We start from the raw sequence: 20,380 nt of genomic DNA, 5'->3' as shown, positions 1-20,380 counted from the left end.
TTGCATTTTTGCGTACTAGCGGTATTCTTGCGCGCCTTTTTACCGAGTGAAATAGAGAATGTTGTGAACAGCTATCGCTTGCGGATTGATTATCCGTTGTTTGTTGCGATTTGTGCGTTGATTGCTTTGGGATCGATAAGTGTTTGGAGTGCAAGTGGCTTTAGCTTGCCAATCCTTGAACGCCATTTAGCGCGCGCGGCGTTGGCCATTTTGGCACTCGTGGGTTTATCCACTATTCCGGCAAGAATTTATAAAGATTTCGCACCTAAGCTTTTCGTTATCGCGATTGTGCTTTTGTTCGGGGTTATCATTGCTGGTGATACCGTGAATGGCGCAAAACGCTGGTTAGCATTGGGACCCATTCGCTTTCAACCTTCTGAATTGATCAAAGTGGCCATGCCGATGATGATGGCATGGCTGATTGTGAAAGATCCTGGGCGACCTGGGTTAAAGAAAATAGCATTGTGTGCCGTAGTCACTGCCTTGCCTGTGTTATTGATTGTGATCCAGCCTGATTTGGACGGTGCAATATTCACCGTGATGTACGCGCTGTTTGTGCTGTACCTTGCGGGGATGAGTTGGAAAATTATTGGCGGTGTATTGGCAACTGTGGCTGCGATAGTGCCCGTGATGTGGTTTTTCTTTATGAAAGACTACCAAAAAATGCGTGTTACTCAGTTTTTGAACCCTGAATCCGATCCGCTCGGATCTGGCTATCAAATCATCCAGTCTTTGATTGCGATTGGTTCTGGTGGTTTTGATGGAAAAGGATTCATGGGCGCTACGCAGGGGCAACTCGGATTTATTCCCGAAAGCCACACTGATTTCATTTTTTCGACACTTGCGGAAGAGTGGGGTTACATGGGCAGTGCAGTTGTGGTGCTTCTGTACTTATTTATTTCAGGTCGAACTTTGTGGTTGGCGAGTCAATCCCCGTCAGCATTTTCACGTCTTGTGAGTGGTGCTTTGGCGATGAGTTTCTTTCTGTACGCATTCATTAACCTTGGTATGGTGAGCGGCATACTGCCTGTGATGGGAAGCCCATTGCCATTCATTAGCTATGGGGGAACGGCGATGATCACTCAGGGCGCATGCTTCGGCATCATCATGGCGTTGTGTTGTGGTGTTCAGCAAGTTGAAGCGACGTGGTCACAGCGAAGCCTTTCGAAATAGTCGCAGGTTCATACTGACTAAACAAAAAATTAAGCATCAAAAAAGGCAGGTTATGAACCTGCCTTTTGTTTATCTAAATAACCGCTTAGAACGTATTACTTAATGGTGACGCTTTGAATAACAATAGGATCCATCGGCACATCATCGTGCCCTGCAACGCGTGTTGTCATTGCGTTACCAATGTTGTTTACCACGTCCATTCCTGCTGTCACTTTACCAAATACGGCATAGCCCCAACCTTGATTTGTGGTCGCGGTGTAATCCAAAAAGCCATTGTCTTCTAAGTTAATGAAAAACTGTGCAGTTGCTGAATGCGGTGCATCCGTACGGGCCATTGCAATTGTGCCAATACGGTTTTTCAATCCACGGTTCGCTTCATTCACAATAGGGGCGTCGGTTGGCTTCTCTTTCATTTTCGCCGTGAATCCGCCGCCTTGGATCATGAAACCTTTGATCACTCGGTGAAAGAGGGTGTTGTCGTAGAAGCCGTCTTCGCAATACTTCAAAAAGTTCTTAGACGAGACTGGTGCTTTGTCTGAGTCCAATTCGATTTCAATGTCGCCGAAGTTAGTGGTGAAAATAATCATAGGTCGAAAGCCGTTGGATAAAAACGAAAGGGGCGCAGTATATACGCAAAGCCAAAGATTAAAAGTAGTGATGATGAAGCCGTTAAATAAGGAAAGCGCTCAGTCAAAAAGACTGAGCGCTTTTTTATCTACCGTCTATGGCCTATAAACGATCTTTAGTGGGTTGTTTCAGGCTGTTCAGGGATAGCGGTTGGCTCATCGGGCTCATCATCCATCTCGCCTTCATGGAGCTTGTGACCGCCAGAGATATAGGTGTACATCACGGGAAGAACGAACAAGGTGAACAAGGTGCCAACCGCAAGGCCTGCCACAATGACCAAACCAATGTTATAGCGTGATGCTGCACCTGCACCGGTTGCGAACAATAGAGGTATCAAGCCCGCAATCATGGCTGACGTTGTCATCAAGATCGGACGCAAACGCACAGTGGCGGCTTCAACAATGGCTTCCTGTTTAGACACGCCTTTCATGGTTTGCTCTTCTTTTGCCACTTCACACATCAAGATCCCGTGCTTAGTGATGAGTCCGACCAAGGTGATCAAGCCAACTTGAGAATAAATGTTCATCGATGTCTCGCCAGACATGTGTGTCCAGCCCAACGCGATCAATGCACCGCTGATGGCGAGCGGTACGGTGAACATGATGACCAAAGGGTCGCGAACACTTTCAAACTGGCTAGCAAGCACGAGGAAGATAATCGCCAATGCCAGTGCGAAGGTTAGGTACAGGGAGCTACCTTCTTCCACAAACTGTCTTGCTTCTCCCATGAAGGAGTAGGTGTAACCTTGTGGTAGGTCCGTGGCTGCGAGTCCTTCTAAGAAGCTGATCGCATCACCCATCGCAACATTGGGTGCAGGCACACCTTCAATTGAGATGGCGTTCATTTGGTTGTAGTGCGGCAACGTTCTGGCCTGTCCGTTAACGGTGAAACTCACCAAGCTCGACAACGGAACGGCGGAACCATTTTGCGCCGTGACATAGAACTGATTGATGAGATGTGGGTTGGCACGATTGGCTCGTTCGACTTCAGGAATGACCTCATATGAACGCCCATCGATGTTGACGCGATTAATGTAGCCACCGCTCATCATTGTTCCTAATGTGGCGCCAATCGCTTGCATAGTGACGCCATACGCACCTGCTGCTTCTCGGTCGATGGTTAATTGCACCAAACCTGAGTCGTATTTCAAGTTAACGTCCGAATACACAAATAGCGGGCTGTTCTTCACTTTCTCCAGCATTTTGCTGCCGATGCTATACAGGGTTTCGAAATCTGCCGGGCTGGTGATCACGAATTGCACTGGTAGGCCGCCAGACGCGCCGGGCAATGATGGCATTTGGTATGCGGTGGCATTAATGCCGGGGATTTTTTTTGCCTCTTTATTGATGGTGGCTGAGATCTCTTTCTGGCTCTGCGTTCGATCACTCCATGGGATTAATGGCCCGATAGCAATCCCTTGGCTGCTGGTAGGCACACCAATCATGGCAAGCGACGCTTCCGCTTGAGGTTGCTTGGAAATGATCTTGCCGATCAATTCCATGTTGGACTGGATATAGTCATTGTTTGAAGTAGATGGTGTACTGCCGATCACGACGACCACGCCCTGATCTTCATCGGGTGCGAGCTGTGATGGGATAAAGCTGAAGAGGATTGGCAGTGATACCAATACAAAAAGGGCAAAGACCACCACAACACGCTTGTGATCTAATACGGCATGAAGCGCGCGTTCATAACGCTTAGTGACTCCCCCCAACACGCTTTCTACCGTAGATTCAAATTTGCTTGGCTTCACGTGAGGCTTCAGCATTTTCGAACACATCATGGGCGAGAGGGTGAGTGCCACAAAACCGGAGATAAACACCGCCCCAGCGAGCGTTAACGCAAACTCTTTGAACAATGCCCCTGTTACGCCGCCCATTAAGGCAATCGGCGCATATACGGCAGCGAGTGTGATGGTCATCGAGATAACCGGAACGGCAATTTCTCGGGTCGCTTCGATAGCGGCTTTAAAGGGTTTGGTGCCCATTTTGATATGCCGATCGACGTTTTCTACCACCACAATGGCGTCATCCACCACCAGACCAATAGCCAATACCATCGCGAGCAGCGTCATCAAATTGAGTGTGAAACCAAAGGCTTGCATAACAGCCATGACGCCAATCAATGACAACGGAATCGTCACAATTGGAATGACCACCGCGCGGAATGAGCCCAGGAAAAGCAGTATCACGATGATAACAATCACCGCGGCTTCGATGATGGTTTTCACCACCTCGTCGATAGAATCCGTAATCGCTAAGGTGGAGTCGTACAGCACTTCTGCATCGATCGTAGAAGGCAGGTTGCGCTTAACAGATTCAAACTGCACACGAATACCTGCCGCTACATCAAGTGGGTTCGCCGTGGGTGTGGCATTAATGCCAATGATCACCGCTTCACGTCCATTGGCCAACGCACGGGAACTGTCGCTGCTTTTGCTCATGTTCACTTCGGCAACGTCTTGAAGCATCACGACTTGGCCATCTTGACTCTTGATGATCAGGTTTTTCAGACCATCAACGGTGTCAACCTGACTGTCGATGGTACTGTTCAATACCGTGAAATAGCTATTGAATTGCCCGACGGCAGATTGGTAATTGTTTTGCTGCAAAATGTTGACGAGGTCCGTTGTTGAAAGGTCATATTGTCCTAACTTTTTCGGATCTGGCCATATTCGCAGCGCAAACGGCGCACCGCCCATCATGACGATATTAGACACGCCATTAACGGTTGAGAGCTGCGGATTGACCACGCGTTCCAAGTAGTCCGCAATTTGGCTTGAGTTCAAATCACCACTAAAGAACGAGATATACATAATGGATGTGGTGGAACCCGTCGATGAAGTGACCGAGGGGTTATAGGCTTCTTTAGGAAGTTGGTTACTCACCGAGTTAATTTGCGAAAGCACATTCGCCAGAGCCCCTTCGGGGTTGGTATTGAGCATCATGTTCAGCACAATGCTGGAACTGCCAAGTTGGCTGGCTGACGTCATGAAATCCAGGTTATCAACCTGTGCCAGTGCTTGCTCGAGTGGCTGAGTAATAAAGCCTTCCACCAAATTGGCATCAGCGCCGGGGTAGGGCGTGGTCACTGTGATAACGGTGTTGGTCATTTCTGGGTACTGGCGTACTTGCAGATCTTTCAGTGCGTTCAAACCAAGCAACAGCAATAACACACTGAGAGACGCCGCCATTACCGGACGATGTATGAAAATATCGGTAAATTTCATTTCCGGCTCCTTAAAGTTGCGGCATCTTATCGGGTACGGAAATTGGGTTAGGTACAATGTCTACTTTTGCGTTGTTACCTAAGTTCAATATGCCAGTGGTGACGACTTCATCATCAAATTTCAGTGCGCCAGTGACCAATGCGTCGTTGCCATTGCGTTGAGTGACTTCAACCGTGACTTGTTTGACGCGGGTTTCGTTGTCTTTCTTTTCCACCACATATACCGAGTTGCCGTATAGCGCGAACACAATGGCGGTTTGTGGTACCACAAATTGATTGTCGAGGTTGGACAGCGCGATGTTCACATCGGCAAACATGCCGCCGCGTAAGGAGTTGTCATCGTTAGGCAGCTCGGCTTGCACCATCACTAACCCCGTTTGGTTGTTCACTACCGGTTCAATAGCATTGATCGCGCCTTTGTAGGTGCGACCAGGGAAAGCTTCGACTGTGAGCGAAATGGCTTGGCCGATACTGATATTGCCTAATTCAGCCTGAGGCACGCTAAAACGCACGCGCATCACAGACAGATCTTCAAGGCGAACAATGTCTGTTCCTACTGACACATATTGGCCGAGGTTAACGTTTCGAATACCGAGTAGGCCGTTAAACGGGGCTTTGATTTCTCGCAATGCGATAGTTGCTTGCAAGCTTTCAATATTGGCGAGCATTGCTTGGTATTTTGACTGTGCTGTTTCAACGCTTTGTTCAGATACAGAGCGCTCTTTGTAGAGTTTGACGAGGCGGTTGTAATCATCACGTACGGAAGGAAGTTGCACCTGTTGCGCTTTGAGGTCAGCTTTTTGCACCGAAGCATCAAGGCTGAGTAGCACAGTGCCCTGTTTCGCTGAATCACCGTTGTCAAAGTTAATCGCGGTGACAATACCGGCGACTTCATTGGATACATCTACCCCTTGGTTGGGTTCGATAAAACCGATAGCACTAATGCCTTGTGGCCACACTGTTGGTGTGAGCTTTTCGATGGTCACGGGATACACAGGCTCGGGCAAGTTGGCCAGTGTGTTCTCGATTTTTTTATTCACAAAGAGGTTGAACCCAATCACTGTGCCGAAGGCGAGCACAACAATCACTATCATCCCTATTACCCACTTACTCATGTGTGAATCTCCATGCTCTTATCAAATTGATGGTTCAAAAAGTGAAGGTGAAGGCGCCCATGACGAGACCACATTGGCATGGGAATACAGCAAAACATGGAAGGTTTCGCTTGGGTGATCAGGCTGGGTGTTTGTCTCGTGGTTCGAGAGGTAGCACCGGATCAAAAGCACGGTTTGCGACGCCATGTTCACTCACTTCATTGGTGACTTTCAGTAAAAAGTATATGCGGCGAGCAAGTTAGGAGTGTTTCCTTGTTGGGACGAAACAGTGGCTTGTGATAGATAAAGAGGTCATGGAGGGTGGAAAGGGGGGCGCAGCACCAAATCGGCACACCAGTTAAGGCTGCTTGGCGTGACTTTATCATGACGCCGATGGCCACTTGCTCCTTTATGTCCCATGATGAGTGAAGCTCTGTGCTGGTCATTGCTATAGTCTGTAGGTCGCGATGGAATGGGTGTAAATGCCAAGAATGAAAACAATTTACGAATATACACAAACGAATATTTTAGTGCTTCCACAGGCATTATTTGCGATGAAAGATGTCAGTGTCCTGATGCAAAGTGGCGATGCTGTGGTGTTTCGAAAGCAGCTTGAACAAGACTTGTCAGATATTGAGTTTTATACCAATCAACCGTGTTTGATATACATCGAAAGTGGTCGTGAAACGCTGACTAACAGTGATAACGGCACAACAGAGTTGTTCCCTGGGTCGGCGATATTTCTTGCTCAAGGATTAAATTTGCATTCTGATTTCGTAAAAAGTACCGAATCATTGAAAGCCTATTTGGTCTTTTTTGATGAGCAGGCGATCCTCGAATACTTGAAAAAGGTGAAAAGTGACGATTTGGTTTCAAACACAGATCAGGGCTTTTGCCTTCTGGAAGAAAAAGATAATGGCTTAGCCAATTTCTTCAGTACGATTCAGTCTGATATAAAATCTTCAAGCTATTTGGATATTAAACTCCAAGAGTTATTGCACCTTGTAGCATATATGGGTGACAAAAATTTGATTCATGCATTGCTTGCCCAAAAGGCAATATCTAACAAACGAAATCTCCGTCGGCTGCTTGAATCGGAAGACATACTGCACTTAACGGTCAGTGATTTGGCTCAATTATCTGGAAGAAGCATTTCTAGCTTTAATCGGGACTTCAAAAATATTTATAACGTGACGCCTCAAAAATGGTTGCGAGACAAAAGGATGGTTCGTGCAAATACGCTTCTTGAACGAGGGGCGATATCGGTGACGGATGCGGCCTTAGAGGTGGGGTATGACAATGTGTCTAATTTTATCAGAGTGTTTAAATTGAAATATGGAAAAACACCCAATCAGATAAAAAAGGCTCGGTGATCGAAAAACGTTTGTTGATCTGACCAAGACAACTGCGAGTAAAGCCTGAACCTCATTCAGCAAAGCTTGCATTGGAGATGGGTAATGTTAGAGATTGGAACAGCAACCATAGGAACATTCATCGCTAAGGGAAAAGAAAACCATGACGTTTCAGAGCACTAAACACATTGTCATTGCCCTAATGGCTATTCTGCTCAGTGCGACAGCCCATGCTGAGGCTGTTTGGATAGACACCCGCAGTGCAGCGGAGCATTTTTTCGATAACATACCGGGTGACGCAAGGATTTCTCATTCAGAGATCGTTAAAGAAGTCAGGGCGCTTTACCCTGACAAAGACACGGAAATTCGCTTGTATTGCCTCAGCGGCGTTCGTTCAGGTAAAGCAATGAATGCACTTAAAGGTGCAGGCTATCAGAATGTGTTTAATGCGGGGGGTATTAGCGATGCGAGAGTGGAGCGTGGTTTGAAAGACCAATGAACCCACGTTCCCAACGCCAGTTAGAGATGAGAAGGCACGGGCTCTCATTTAACAAAATATGAGTATGCTGTGCCCGCCAGTTGTTTCTGTCTTCTATTGATTAAAAATCACAATCAACGCTAAACGTCATGCGTTGGTGCGTGTAAGGGTGATCAAACGCGAGTTGTTCCGCATGCAAGTGAAGGCGTGCATCTCTATCGCCATATAAACCATCACCTACCATCGCCATATTCAGCCCCATGTGATGTGCGCAATGCACGCGAAGCTGATGAGTACGGCCTGTTTTCGGGTACATATGAAGCTTACTGCGACCCTTTTCAATACAAATTAACTGCCAATAAGTTGTTGCTGGCTTGCCATGTTCAAAGCAGACCAATTGACGAGGCCTGTCGTCTGGGTCGCCGCGCATTGGCAAATTGATCTCACCTTGAGTTTGTTCAACAACGCCTTCCACCATGGCGATATAGCGTTTTTCTATGCCGCGAGTAATGAACTGTTTTTGTAAGTTCTTGTTCGCACGTCGCGTGAGGGCAAAGACCAACAAGCCCGATGTCGCCATGTCTAATCGATGCAGCGCAAACGGCCCTTCAACGTCAGGAAACATATCGATAACGCGGGTGTACGCGGAGTCTTTAATGGTTTTCCCTGGCACAGAGAGTAGGCCAGAGGGTTTATTCACCACGACAATAGCGTCGTCTTGATAGACAATTTCCAACGCTTTATCTTCTGCCCAGTTTTCTTCCAATGGGTTTGGGTCGACGCTTAACCCTTGCAGCATATGCCCAAGAATGGGATTGCACTTGCCGTGGCATGATGGGTAGAACTTTTTATGCTGACGCACTTCTGATTTTGGTGAAACGCCCCACCAAAATTCGGCCATCGCAAGCGGGGTAAAGCCGTGTTTGTAAGCGTAGTGGAGCAGTTTGGGTGCCGCGCACTCGCCGGCCCCTGCAGGTGGGACAGGGCTGGCTGTTGGCGCGAAAATGGCTTTGAGGGATTTTTCTTCCCCACGTGCATTCAGAAAGCAATATTGCTCAAACAGTTTGTTTTGAAGCGCATTAGATAAGGCTTTACGCTGCTGTTTGGCATGCTCGATATCAGCAGTTAACTGAGTGAGTTCTACGTGAACCGCACCGATTTTTTGATCCCATTCCAGCTTGAGGTATTTAAGATCGTTTTTCTCCGCAACGCTTCGTTTGGCAAGTGTATCGAGAGCGTCTTTCAGTGGGTCTCCGGTCAGGGCTCTCTCAGCCTGTTGGCGCTGTTGCTTGCGTGCTGCGCGACCCGCAATCATGGATTGACGTTGTTGTTGTTCAAGGGTTTGGTATTCGGTTTTATATTGCGCGATCTGAGCCGTCAGTTGCGCCACTAAAGGATTAGCAGTAAGCGTGGTGACGTGTGTGTTTAACGCAGTGATCGCTTCCAACTCTGTTTGGAAAAAACACGCTTCGGCCAGCATGTCAAACACAGGTGGTACGAAATTCGGCAGGATGTTTTGCTCAGCAATTTTGCCAGAGAAAGCACTGAAATAGCCGAGCTCACCGCTTGGAGAACGTACAAGCAAGACGCCAAACATTTTACCCATGCCTGCTGATGCCTTGTCATTGTCTAGCTCGAAATCATCGCTTAGCCCAAAGTCATGCTGCCAATCGATTTGCGTGGCTAAGTGTTGCTGCAATTCAGTGGCAGCAAGCACACAAAGCGGATGTGGCTGATAGTAAAAGGGGAACGTAAACGCGCTCGGCAACTCGAATTGATCGATGGTGGCGTTAAAGCGGGTAAACAGTTCGTCTGGGGTAAACAATGCGTCTGGGTGCATGGTCAATATCTATCAGCAACACGATGGGGGCGTGATTTTACCTGTTTAGGTGAGAAATACTACTTTGGCTCATTCAGCTGACGCATTCTTTCCCATGGTTGTTTCAGCGCCATCAGCAATATTGTGCAAACTGATCGGTAGCAGGCAAGCCAGATTTATGAATAATGAATGTAGCACGGCAATAGCCGTATGATGGGTGCTTTTTGCTAAATGCATCGTCGGAATTTAAGTAAGGGATCAGTTTGGCTAAAAAATACTATGTGGTGTGGAAAGGTCGTAAGAGCGGTATTTACACTGACTGGACACAGTGCAAGGCGCAAGTTGACGGCTTTCAAGGCGCAAAATTCAAATCGTTTCCTACGTTAGGCGAAGCTGAGGCAGCTTATGGCGGCAAGGCTAGCGCAACGTCAAGCAAGGCCGCAACGGCAACAAAAATCGCCAAACCTAAGTCCGCAGCACTGACACAAACGCAAATCACTGAGATGCCGTTTGATATCAAAATATTTACGGATGGTGGCTGTGAACCGAACCCTGGCGAAGCCGGAACAGGGTTGGCGGTCTATAACAACAATGCACTCAGTGAGTTGTGGTACGGGCTTTATCAGGCGGTTGGTACCAACAACACGGCAGAACTTCACGGACTATACCAAGCGTTTATTATCGCCAAAGAGAAGCTTGCTCAAGGGCTGTCTGTGGCGATCTATTGTGATTCTCGATACTCGATTGATTGCGTGACCAAGTGGGCGTCGGGTTGGGAATCGAAAGGATGGAAAAAGGCAGGGGGAGAAATTAAAAATCTCGACATTATTCAGCCCGCTTACGCGCTCTATCAAACGTTGAAATCTCACATCACTGTTTATCACGTCAATGGTCATGTTGGCATTGAAGGTAATGAACTGGCTGACCGAATGTCGATTTTGGCGATTGAACGTAAAGACGAAGCATTGAATCTGTATCGAGAAACCACCGATATCAATGAAATATTGGCGTTGCGAAGGGGCTAAAAAAGCGGCCCAAGGTGAAAGCATTGGGCCGCTTCTTTGTTTGCTGGTCAGTTAACGCGCTACAGTGCTTTTTTAACCTTGTCTGCCACATCTGCGGGTACCCATTGGGTCCACACTTGTGGGTAGGATTCAAAAAATTCCAGCGCGGCTATTTCACCGTCGGCTTGGTTTTCTTCCATCCATGCCATCATGGCACTCATGTCAGCGTTTGCGTAAGCGCGATTTGCAATGTATTCATATGCCGCGGGTGATTTCTGCGCAAAGGATTCTGTGGTGATCGTGTTCACCGCTGAGGGTGGATATGCCGTCACTTTTGGATTGGTGCAATCTTCTTGAGTGATGCAACTTTCATAGTGGGCAGGATCGGCGTCAACGCCAAAGTCGACTTTTACCATGTCGTAGCGACCCAGCACAGGGGTGGGTGACCAATAGTAACCAAACCACGACTTTTCGCGATCGTAAGCACGGGCGATTGATCCAGCTAGCGCTGCACCAGAACCGGGGTCAACCAGCTCAAAGCCAGATGCTTCTAAATTCAATGCGTCAAATAGATGACCTGCGGTGATCTGGCATGTCCAACCTGACGGACAGGTCATAAAGGCAGATTTGCTATCATCCTCAGGGTGCGGGAATAGTTTCGCATTGGCTTTAATCCCTTCGATGGTGGCCAGCTCTGGGTGTTTTTCAACCATGTACTTAGGCACCCAGAAACCTTCTTCTCCCCCTTCGGCGAAGGCTTTACCTGCAAATCGCAGTTTGCCGGCATCAACGCCTTTTTGAAGCATCTCTTTATGTGAGTTACTCCAAAATTCAGGTGCAATATCCGGTTCGCCTTTTTCTGTCATCGAAACGCCGGTTGGCATGGTATCGCCAGGAACCAACTCCGCGTTGCAGTCATAGCCATTTTGCAAGATGAATTGATCAACGTGCGCCATCAGCGTCGCGGAATTCCAGTTCATATCGGCAATGGTGACATCGCCGCATTCACTAGCGTTAGCGAGAGGTGAGAGCACAAGAAGTGCCAAGGGGGTTAAACGTGCAAGCATTTACAAAGCCTCCAGCAATAGAAAATTGTGTACTGTTATATTTGTGCCCACGATAACAAAGGGAATGTAAGGATTGTTTAGCATTTGTTGATAAACGTGATGTTTCTAACATTTGAATGCACAGTTTCACCACGCGTTTGTGAAAGAATTTTAAGCATTGCTCATGATCAGCCTCTCACTAGTTAGCATGCACTTTGATCATTGTTAACACCGTGTTATACGCTTTAGGTTGTTTAGAGGTGTAAGGAATGCATGGATCATGCAACAGGATGGCAATTCAAACAGCACGGCGTTCCCCTTTGTAAAGTTCGATAATATCCAGAAAAGCTACGATGGCAGAACTTTGGTGGTCAAAGGGTTTGAGATGGATATCGAGCGAGGTGAGTTCATTACTCTTCTTGGCCCATCGGGCTCAGGAAAGTCCACCGTATTGATGATGATGGCAGGCTTTGAGCAGCCTACTCACGGTGATATCTATCTCAATGGTAATCCGATCAAAACGCTCCCACCGCACAAACGCGGTATTGGTCTGGTATTCCAAAATTACGCTCTTTTCCCTCATATGACGGTGGAAGAAAACCTCGCTTTTCCCCTCCAAGTTCGCAATCTCTCAAAATCCGATATCGAAAAGAAAGTGAAACGAGCACTCGATATGGTGCGTTTGACAGAATTCGGCCATCGCCGTCCTGCACATTTGTCGGGCGGTCAGCAGCAACGTGTTGCCGTGGCACGCGCATTGGTATTTGAACCTGAGCTGGTATTAATGGATGAACCGCTCGGCGCGTTGGATAAAAACCTACGTGAAGAGATGCAATACGAGATCAAACACATTCAGGAAGATTTGGGTGTGACCATGATTTACGTGACTCACGATCAGTCAGAAGCGTTGACTATGTCAGATCGAATCGCGGTATTTAATGATGGTGTGGTTCAGCAACTTGCGACACCTGAAGAGCTTTATGAGCGCCCTGCGAACGCCTTTGTTGCTCAGTTTATTGGCGAGAACAATCGCCTCAAAGGGAATGTGATTTCGTTGGACGACAACCTGTGCAGGGTTCAAGTTCCTAATGGCGACATCATTACTGCCAAGCCTGTTGCCGTCGGTAAGCAGGGTGACGTGTCCACCTTATCGCTTCGTCCTGAGCGTATTATCATCAACCCTGAACAAGGGGCGCTACCTAATATTTTCAATGCCAAGGTAGAGGAAGTGATTTACCTCGGCGATCACCTTCGCACACGCGTCAAAGTGTGTGACAGCAACGAATTCATCATTAAAACACCCAATGCAGAAGGTCACCCAGACCTTCGCCGTGGGGACATGATCAGTGTTGGTTGGTCTGAAGAAGATTGCAGAGCCTTGGACGCCTCTTAATACGTTCTAGGTTCGTGTTTTTTGATGCAAAGGAAATGTTCGACTGGTCACAAAGCTAGTTGATCAATGGTTGGGAAAGAATTGGGTAAGTATGGAACGCAGTTTTTCTATCGTCGATCGTTAGGCGAAGAAGTGGATTCCTACTCCTGCTCAGACGTCAATAAGTGAAAGACTCACGGAGAAGAAGACGATGAAGAAACTTGCGTTACATATTGCCATTTTGGCTGGCTTGACTGGCGTTGCTTCCACAGCAATGGCTGAAGAAACTCTGAACGTTGTGTCTTGGGGGGGAGCGTATACTGCGAGCCAAACCAAAGCCTACCACGAACCTTGGACTGAAAAGACAGGCCAAAAAGTGGTTAACATCGACAAGGCGCAAAATGGCCTTTCTGGTTTGCGTGCACAGGTTGAAGCTGGAAACGTGACTTGGGATTTGGTCGATATTCTGCCGTCTGATGCCATTGTTGCTTGTGATGAAGGGCTAGCAGAGCCTCTCGATCACGATCTTTTGCTTGCAGCGGCGCCAGATGGCACGCCAGCGACGAAAGACTTCCTTGCAGGATCTTTGGGTGAATGTTTTGTCCCATCCATCGTGTACTCCAATATTGTTGCGTTCAACTCTGAGATGTTTGACGGTAAACAACCAAGCAAGATTCAAGATGTGTTTGACCTGAAAAACTTCCCTGGTAAACGTTCTTTGCAGAAAAAGCCGATCAATAACCTTGAGTGGGCCTTGATTGCTGATGGTGTTCCCGCCTCTGATGTTTATAACGTATTGAGCACCGAAGCTGGCGTTCAACGCGCGTTTAAGAAACTGGATACCATCAAAGATTCTGTTATTTGGTGGGAAGAGGGTGCGCAGCCGCCACAACTATTGGCTGATAAAGAAGTGGCGTTCGCGTCTGCCTACAATGGTCGCATCTTTAACGCAGCCGTTAACGAGAAGCAGCCGTTCGACATCATTTGGGATGGCCAAGTGTTTGAGCTGGATGGTTGGGTTGTGCCAAAAGGTAAGTTGGACAAGGTGAAAGACTACCTCCGTTTTGCGACGGATTCGCAGCGCCTTGCTGATCAAGCCAAATACATTTCGTATGGGCCTGCACGTAACTCATCAGCAGGTATGGTGACAACCCATGCCGACTCTGGCATTGAAATGAAACCGCATATGCCAACCTATGGACCTAATTTCGCGACCGCAATTCCGAAGGACGATGTGTTCTGGGCGGATAACGGTGACGAATTGGCACAGCGCTTCAATGCGTGGTTAGTGAAATAAGTTGATGTTGTAGGCGAGGATTCGAATATCGATCCTCGCCTTTTTGCGTTTTATCTAATGGGAGAGTGTGGTGCAGGAAACTTCAGCCAACGATATTAAAACGGCAGATGGTGTATCACTTCGCGTGAGCCAACAGCGCTCAATTCGTCGTAACAAAATCAAAGCCTTCTTGCTTGTTGCTCCTTTGCTGGCCTTCTTGCTGGTGGCTTTTGTGCTCCCCATTTTTGATATGCTGCAACGCAGTGTTGAAAACCCAGAAGTGGCTACCTACATGCCGCAAACGACGGCAGCGCTCGAAAGCTGGGACGGCAATGAACTGCCGAATGAAGAAATTTATGCAGCACTGGTGTCTGATTTACAGATCGGTGCTGAAGCGAGAAACATCGGCAAAGTTGCGTCTCGCTTAAACTATGAAAAATCAGGAATGCGTTCGCTGATCATGAAATCGGCGCGAAAATCGAAAAGAATCACAGAAGGGCCATACAAAGACGCGATGGCCAAAGTGGATAAGCGCTGGATGGATATCGGCACTTGGAAGCTGATCGAGCGAGAGTCGTCGCCTTACACGCTTTCTTACTATCTTAATGCCGTTGACCTGCGTTACGACGACAACGGCGATATTGTTGCTCAACCCGAATATTTACAGATATACACCTCTCTATTTTGGCGCACGCTCTATATGAGTATGGCGATCACCTTTCTTTGCTTGCTATTGGGTTATCCCGTCGCTTATTTGTTGGCGAATTTACCTGCCAAAAAAGCCAACATGTTGATGATCTTGGTATTGCTGCCATTTTGGACGTCACTATTGGTTCGCACCGCAACTTGGATAGCCATTTTGCAGCAACAGGGCGTGCTGAACGATTTAATGGTGGGGGCGGGTGTGCTGGATGATGATAACCGCATTCAAATGATCTATAACCAAACGGGCACCTTGATTGCGATGACGCATATCTTGCTGCCGTTTATGATCCTTCCGCTTTACTCCGTGATGAAAACCATCTCGCCGAGCTATGTCCGTGCTGCCCGCTCAATGGGTGCGCCACAGGCGCTGGCGTTCCGAAGGATCTATTTCCCGCAAACCCTACCTGGCATCGGCGCAGGGTCGATTCTGGTGTTCATTCTTTCGATTGGTTACTACATCACCCCAGCGTTGGTAGGCGGTCAAACCGGTACTTTCATTACTAATTTTATTGCGTATCACATGCAAACATCCCTGAACTGGGGTCTGGCAGCGGCAATTGCATCGATATTACTGGTGGTCGTGATGGTTTTGTATTGGCTTTATAACCGCCTAGTTGGCGTCGACAACGTGAAGTTAGGGTAGGAAATAACGATGGCATTACCAGAATGTGCGACGACAGGCGAAAAAGTATGGTTTGTGGTCTTTCGCGTGATTTGTGCAGGAATATTCTTGTTTCTGATTGGCCCGCTGCTCGTCATTTTACCGCTGAGCTTCAACGCTGAACCTTATTTTACCTTTACTCCTGAGATGCTGAGTTTTGATCCTGCGGGATATTCATTGCGCTGGTATGAAGATTTCTTTACGTCAGACGCTTGGCAGTCCGCCGTGAAGAACAGCGTGATTGTCGCAATCGCTTCAACGATTTTGGCGACAGTACTCGGTACCATTGCGGCACTTGGCTTATCTAGCCGCTACATGCCTTACAAAGACGTCATCATGGCGATACTGATCTCGCCAATGATCGTGCCCTTGATAATCTCTGCCGCTGCGATGTTTTTCTTCTTTTCCCGATTTCAGATGACCCACACCTATTTAGGCGTGGTGCTTGCGCACACCGCGTTGGGTATTCCATTTGTGGTGATCACTGTCACCGCCACTTTAAGCGGTTTTGACCACTCTCTAACACGTGCTGCTGCAAGTTTAGGGGCCAACCCTGTAACGACCTTCTTCAAAGTGGTATTGCCATTGGTGACGCCGGGTGTCATTTCTGGCGCACTGTTTGCGTTTATCACGTCATTCGATGAAGTGGTGGTGGTGCTGTTTATTGCGGGACCGGAACAAACCACCTTGCCTATCCAAATGTGGTCAGGCATACGGGAAGAAATCAGCCCAACAATTCTGGCTGCGGCGACCTTGCTGGTTGTGCTTTCAATTGCCTTGTTGACCACGCTTGAACTGCTTCGCCGTCGCAGTGCAAGACTGCGTGGCCTTGAAGACTAACTGAACTTCACGCGATGACACACTTGTGCGGCTGCAATGCTGCGCAGGTGGTTCATGCTTGTCCAAACCGTAAATTTCAATTTCTCATTCCCATGTTTATGCCATCTGTCACTCGCTAAATTCAACTAGTTTCATTTGAGATCTCTTTTCGTTTAAGGAAGATAACAATGAATTCGTGTGTCCGAAATGCAGCAATTTTCGCGGTTTGTTTGATAGCGTCACCCGTGAAGGCGCTAGACGGTTTGGAACAACTGTCAGTGCAAGAAAAAGTTGAGATTGCCGCACCTGCTCAAAAGGTGTGGCAGAGGGTGATAGGCTTTGATGGGACGGATTTTTGGGTGCCGGGTGTTTCTAAAAATGTCCTCATTTCAGGTTCGCCGAACGAGGCGGGCGCGGTCAGGGAATTGTTCATTGGTGATGCATCTGTCGAAGAAGAATTGGTGTCTATTGACCCTGCTGCGATGACATTGAAATACAAAATCGTGAAAGATAATGTCGACTTGTTGCCAGTGACACATTATCAATCGACCATTTCAGTTGTCGCTAAAGGAGACAGTGCCAGTGAAGTCACGTGGAGCGGCGAGTTTTTTCGCGGTTTTCCAGAAAGCGATCCTCCACCGTACCTGACTGATGATGCGGCAGTGAGAGGTGTAACAGGGTTATATCAAGCAGGACTGGGCAACTTGAAAAAGCTGATGGAAGCGAAAAGCCAATAAACACTCTAATGACTAAACGTGTTGATAGCGCTTAGAAGACAGCGTTTAGCGCACTGAATTGAAAAAATAGTGTGTAAAACAAGAAAGCACGATGACAGTTTCATCGTGCTTTTGAAGGTTGGTGTGCCAGTCACCCATTCCCCCAAATAAGGTAACCGGCAAACCAAACTGTTTATTCATTGACGCTTAATTGTTCAGCAGTGCTTGATTAAACATTGCTGTTCAACGTTTACTCGGCTAAAGAATGCCAGCTAGGCAATGACTTTCGTCTAGCACTTATCTTGTACCAAATGGACATCATTAAGCCGAAAATCATTCCCGTCAGAAGAGAAGCATTGACGGCGTAGTTCAACGTTACACCAAGGCTCTGCCATTGCATAAACCACATGATCACGCCCCACAAGGTGCCGAACCAAACTGTGCCAACGAGAATGTTAATGCCAATATGGGCAAATTGGGGTGGGGGGACTTTTAGGCCCGCTTTTCGCACAAGGCGATAAATGATGGGGTTGATGGCTGCGCCAGAAAAACCCTTTTTGAGAAGCACTTGATGTGCGCGGTCCAATTGTTGCTCAAAATCCATGTTCATTCACTATCTACAACTCAGTGCTGAAACTATACCTAAACCATTTGCATATTGAAGAGATGCAAACGTATTTGGTGACCCTGCTCTCGTTGGGATGAGGATTTCACTGTTTTCCCGCGACATGGGTAAAACAAGACGCGTGACGAGTTCGACAATACGTGTAATTTCTGGCTGAAGTTGGGCAGTTGTCCCATTTGTTTTGATGTGCCATTGAACGCTCTTCTACTTCAGCTAGGCTAGATGTTCTGTTCTTGCCCAAAGCGAATATTCCGCCATGAAAGTCGACTATCAAAAACGTTTGCTCCCCGTGATCCGTCACTTGGAAAAACACTTTAATCAACCCTTGAATTTGATTGAAGTTGCAGCGCTGGCCAACTTATCGCCGTATCACTTTCATCGCACCTTTAAAGCGGTACAAGGAGAAACGTTGGCTGATTACATCCGACGCTTGAGGTTAGAAGCTGCTGCCGATGATCTTTTTAAGAAAAAGCAGGCCGTGCTTAACGTGGCGCTAGAGTATGGATTTTCTTCCTCTCAAAGCCTTGCCAAAGCGTTTAATCAACACTTCGGTGTCACACCTTCGGCTTTTCGAGAGTGTGAAGATCTCTCTGCGTTTGCGACGCTTTCTCGAAACAGCAAGATTGGACACGCACTGCGCAAGATTGGAAACGCTGACACAAATGACAATCCATATACTGGCTCCAACACATCACAACGGAGTGCATATATGGAAACGCAATTATTCGACCAAGCAACACTGGCTTATGTTCGTGTCACTGGACCTTATGGGCATGGTTACGAAGCGGCATCAGGTCGCCTCTATCAATGGGCGGGCGCCAAAGGGCTGGCTGGCAGCACGTGTATTTTTATTTATCACGATAACCCTGAAATTACGCCTGCTGAAAAATGCCGAACTGATATTTGTTTAATGGTGCCATCAGACACAGAAGTAGCTGCTGGTATTGAGTTACAAGATTTTCCGGGTGGTCACTATGGCGTGATGCGAAAAACGATCACCGATTTCAGTCAGTACCCTACAGCATGGGACGAGATCATGGCTGATGTGATTGCGTCGGGCTTTGAAACCGACAGCCGACCTTGCTTTGAGCTTTACCACAGCTTTGATCCAAAGACACATCAAGCAGATGTGAGCTTTTGCACCGCCATTAAAATGTAAATCGCAAACCGCCCGTGAATACGGGCGGTTTTCTCTTCGGCCATAAACTCTCGCCCAAGTCTTTGATTCATCAATATGCCTAACATGATCTGTATGATTAATGAGCGCCTAGCCAGTTTTCCTCGATACAAAAAGTAAACCAACACTGATGCCTACCCCGTATTAGCAAGAGACAATGTGGTTGTATTTTACGCCTGTGACACTCTTGAGCTGGCATAATCGTGAGGTTTGTCGTGCTGACACGAGTGTAACGATGGCTGTTTGGATACAAGCATAATAACGACTGATATATAGACGAATGGCCGAAATTACTGAAAATACCCGTTTCAACGCAGATCAAATAAACAACTTGGTCGTCGGCGTCGCTGCCCGAATAGGTACGCACGATTCTGGTATACATAAACACAAGAAACATCAACTATTGTTGGCTTCATCGGGCTGCATGAGCATCAATTTTGCTGGCGTGTGGTGCGTGCTGCCACCTTCGCGTGCAGCGTGGATCCCTTCTGGTACTGAGCATTGCGCAGTAATGAGAAATGTCGTTGCTTATCGCTCTTTGTATTTTCAGCATTGTGTTTCTTTGACACTGCCGACAGACATTAAAATCATTGAAGTTAATGGGCTGCTGCGAGAACTCATCGAGAGAATGGCGTATTGGGAATGGGATAAATCGATTAACGAACAGCAAACGATTTTATCCGTATTTTGTGAAGAGCTTAATGCTGCAGAAGAAGAATACTTATCTCTCAAACTCCCGACTGATAGGCGCTTAAAGGTATGGTTAGAAGATGTCATGGAAGGGAAGCACTTACCAGAACCACTCACAGATATGGCAGATAAAATTGGTGCGAGCGCAAAAACCATCAGCCGCATTTTCACCCGAGAAACGGGGATGCCTTACCAATCATGGCGACAACAGTGGCGGTTACAAGCCTCTATCGAATGTTTGTCTGATGGTGCAAGTGTTTCTGAGGTTGCCAAAAAGCTGTGTTTCTCCAGTGACAGTGCATTTATTAGTTTCTTTCGCAAGATGACGGGTGACACTCCAGGGCGATATATCTGACCTTATAGGGTGGAAATTTACACTGTAATTTAATTTGTAATGATACCCATTCTCATTTAATGTTAAGTAAACGTAAATGGGAGGCTGAGCATGCAGAGCGACAGAGGCGATGAGTACACCAATCAGAGACTCAGAGAACCTGATTGTTTTGAGAGGAAATCGA

17 protein-coding genes are annotated in these 20,380 nt (G+C 47.4%); 11 read left to right on the top strand and 6 right to left on the bottom strand.

Annotation, left to right across the window (positions count from 1 at the left end; genetic code table 11):
• Positions 1 to 63 precede the first annotated feature (63 nt).
• Positions 64 to 1,173 (top strand): rod shape-determining protein RodA, encoded by a 1,110-nt coding sequence (rodA, locus tag ACED36_RS03420; RefSeq protein ID WP_016958304.1) that lies wholly within the window; start codon positions 64 to 66, stop codon positions 1,171 to 1,173.
• Positions 1,174 to 1,268: 95 nt separating this feature from the next.
• On the opposite strand, the gene ACED36_RS03415 is transcribed toward rodA, so the two are convergent.
• The 3 genes from ACED36_RS03415 to ACED36_RS03405 all read right to left on the bottom strand — a co-directional run bounded on the left by ACED36_RS03415 (position 1,269) and on the right by ACED36_RS03405 (position 6,143).
• Positions 1,269 to 1,760, bottom strand: a complete 492-nt coding sequence (locus ACED36_RS03415; protein WP_371732797.1) for a peptidylprolyl isomerase — start codon at positions 1,758 to 1,760, stop codon at positions 1,269 to 1,271.
• Positions 1,761 to 1,915: 155 nt separating this feature from the next.
• A complete protein-coding gene (locus ACED36_RS03410; RefSeq protein WP_371732796.1) occupies positions 1,916 to 5,029 on the bottom strand; it encodes an efflux RND transporter permease subunit in 3,114 nt (1,037 codons plus the stop codon).
• Between the two features lie 10 nt (positions 5,030 to 5,039).
• Positions 5,040 to 6,143, bottom strand: a complete 1,104-nt coding sequence (locus ACED36_RS03405) for an efflux RND transporter periplasmic adaptor subunit (RefSeq protein ID WP_026024274.1) — start codon at positions 6,141 to 6,143, stop codon at positions 5,040 to 5,042.
• A gap of 461 nt (positions 6,144 to 6,604) precedes the next feature.
• Between ACED36_RS03405 and ACED36_RS03400 the strand changes: the two genes are divergently transcribed.
• Both ACED36_RS03400 and ACED36_RS03395 read left to right on the top strand, forming a co-directional pair.
• Complete coding sequence (locus tag ACED36_RS03400; protein ID WP_017003783.1) at positions 6,605 to 7,495, top strand: AraC family transcriptional regulator; 891 nt, start codon at positions 6,605 to 6,607, stop codon at positions 7,493 to 7,495.
• A gap of 142 nt (positions 7,496 to 7,637) precedes the next feature.
• Positions 7,638 to 7,973, top strand: coding sequence for a rhodanese-like domain-containing protein (locus ACED36_RS03395; protein ID WP_371732795.1), 336 nt, complete (start codon positions 7,638 to 7,640; stop codon positions 7,971 to 7,973).
• Between the two features lie 100 nt (positions 7,974 to 8,073).
• Here the strand turns inward: ACED36_RS03395 and ACED36_RS03390 are convergent, their stop codons facing one another.
• On the bottom strand, positions 8,074 to 9,792 hold the full coding sequence (locus tag ACED36_RS03390) for a pseudouridine synthase (RefSeq protein ID WP_371732794.1): 1,719 nt from the start codon (positions 9,790 to 9,792) through the stop codon (positions 8,074 to 8,076).
• Positions 9,793 to 10,034: 242 nt separating this feature from the next.
• Between ACED36_RS03390 and ACED36_RS03385 the strand changes: the two genes are divergently transcribed.
• Entirely contained in the window at positions 10,035 to 10,796 is a 762-nt protein-coding gene (locus tag ACED36_RS03385) for a ribonuclease H family protein (protein WP_017003780.1), read from the top strand.
• A 59-nt stretch (positions 10,797 to 10,855) separates the two neighbouring features.
• Here the strand turns inward: ACED36_RS03385 and ACED36_RS03380 are convergent, their stop codons facing one another.
• The gene (locus ACED36_RS03380; RefSeq protein WP_371732793.1) at positions 10,856 to 11,842 is read right to left on the bottom strand and encodes an ABC transporter substrate-binding protein; all 987 of its coding nucleotides are present in this window, start codon (positions 11,840 to 11,842) and stop codon (positions 10,856 to 10,858) included.
• A 259-nt stretch (positions 11,843 to 12,101) separates the two neighbouring features.
• Here ACED36_RS03380 and ACED36_RS03375 point away from each other — a divergent pair, with 259 nt between their 5' ends.
• From ACED36_RS03375 to ACED36_RS03355, 5 genes are all read left to right on the top strand, one after another.
• Positions 12,102 to 13,214 carry an ABC transporter ATP-binding protein gene (locus ACED36_RS03375; RefSeq protein ID WP_016958313.1) on the top strand — a complete coding sequence of 371 codons (1,113 nt, stop codon included), beginning with the start codon at positions 12,102 to 12,104 and terminating at the stop codon, positions 13,212 to 13,214.
• A gap of 190 nt (positions 13,215 to 13,404) precedes the next feature.
• Positions 13,405 to 14,490 carry an extracellular solute-binding protein gene (locus ACED36_RS03370; RefSeq protein ID WP_017003778.1) on the top strand — a complete coding sequence of 362 codons (1,086 nt, stop codon included), beginning with the start codon at positions 13,405 to 13,407 and terminating at the stop codon, positions 14,488 to 14,490.
• Positions 14,491 to 14,560: 70 nt separating this feature from the next.
• Positions 14,561 to 15,817: an ABC transporter permease gene (locus tag ACED36_RS03365; RefSeq protein ID WP_371732792.1), complete on the top strand. Its 1,257-nt coding sequence runs from the start codon at positions 14,561 to 14,563 to the stop codon at positions 15,815 to 15,817.
• 9 nt (positions 15,818 to 15,826) lie between these two features.
• Positions 15,827 to 16,675 carry an ABC transporter permease gene (locus ACED36_RS03360; protein ID WP_016958316.1) on the top strand — a complete coding sequence of 283 codons (849 nt, stop codon included), beginning with the start codon at positions 15,827 to 15,829 and terminating at the stop codon, positions 16,673 to 16,675.
• A gap of 167 nt (positions 16,676 to 16,842) precedes the next feature.
• A complete protein-coding gene (locus ACED36_RS03355) occupies positions 16,843 to 17,391 on the top strand; it encodes an SRPBCC family protein (protein ID WP_016958317.1) in 549 nt (182 codons plus the stop codon).
• A 229-nt stretch (positions 17,392 to 17,620) separates the two neighbouring features.
• On the opposite strand, the gene ACED36_RS03350 is transcribed toward ACED36_RS03355, so the two are convergent.
• On the bottom strand, positions 17,621 to 17,974 hold the full coding sequence (locus ACED36_RS03350; RefSeq protein ID WP_016958318.1) for a DUF6404 family protein: 354 nt from the start codon (positions 17,972 to 17,974) through the stop codon (positions 17,621 to 17,623).
• 277 nt (positions 17,975 to 18,251) lie between these two features.
• On the opposite strand from ACED36_RS03350, the gene ACED36_RS03345 reads away from it, so the two are divergent.
• Together ACED36_RS03345 and ACED36_RS03340 are read left to right on the top strand one after the other, a co-directional pair.
• Complete coding sequence (locus ACED36_RS03345; protein ID WP_017006220.1) at positions 18,252 to 19,154, top strand: GyrI-like domain-containing protein; 903 nt, start codon at positions 18,252 to 18,254, stop codon at positions 19,152 to 19,154.
• Between the two features lie 298 nt (positions 19,155 to 19,452).
• The gene (locus tag ACED36_RS03340) at positions 19,453 to 20,217 is read left to right on the top strand and encodes a helix-turn-helix domain-containing protein (protein ID WP_017006219.1); all 765 of its coding nucleotides are present in this window, start codon (positions 19,453 to 19,455) and stop codon (positions 20,215 to 20,217) included.
• Positions 20,218 to 20,380 lie beyond the last annotated feature (163 nt).

Source organism: Enterovibrio sp. FF113 (genome assembly GCF_041439165.1).
Classification (GTDB): Bacteria; Pseudomonadota; Gammaproteobacteria; order Enterobacterales; family Vibrionaceae; genus Enterovibrio; species Enterovibrio norvegicus_A.
The sequence above is the reverse complement of the archived record's forward strand: the minus strand, read 5'-3'. Positions and strand labels throughout refer to the sequence as shown.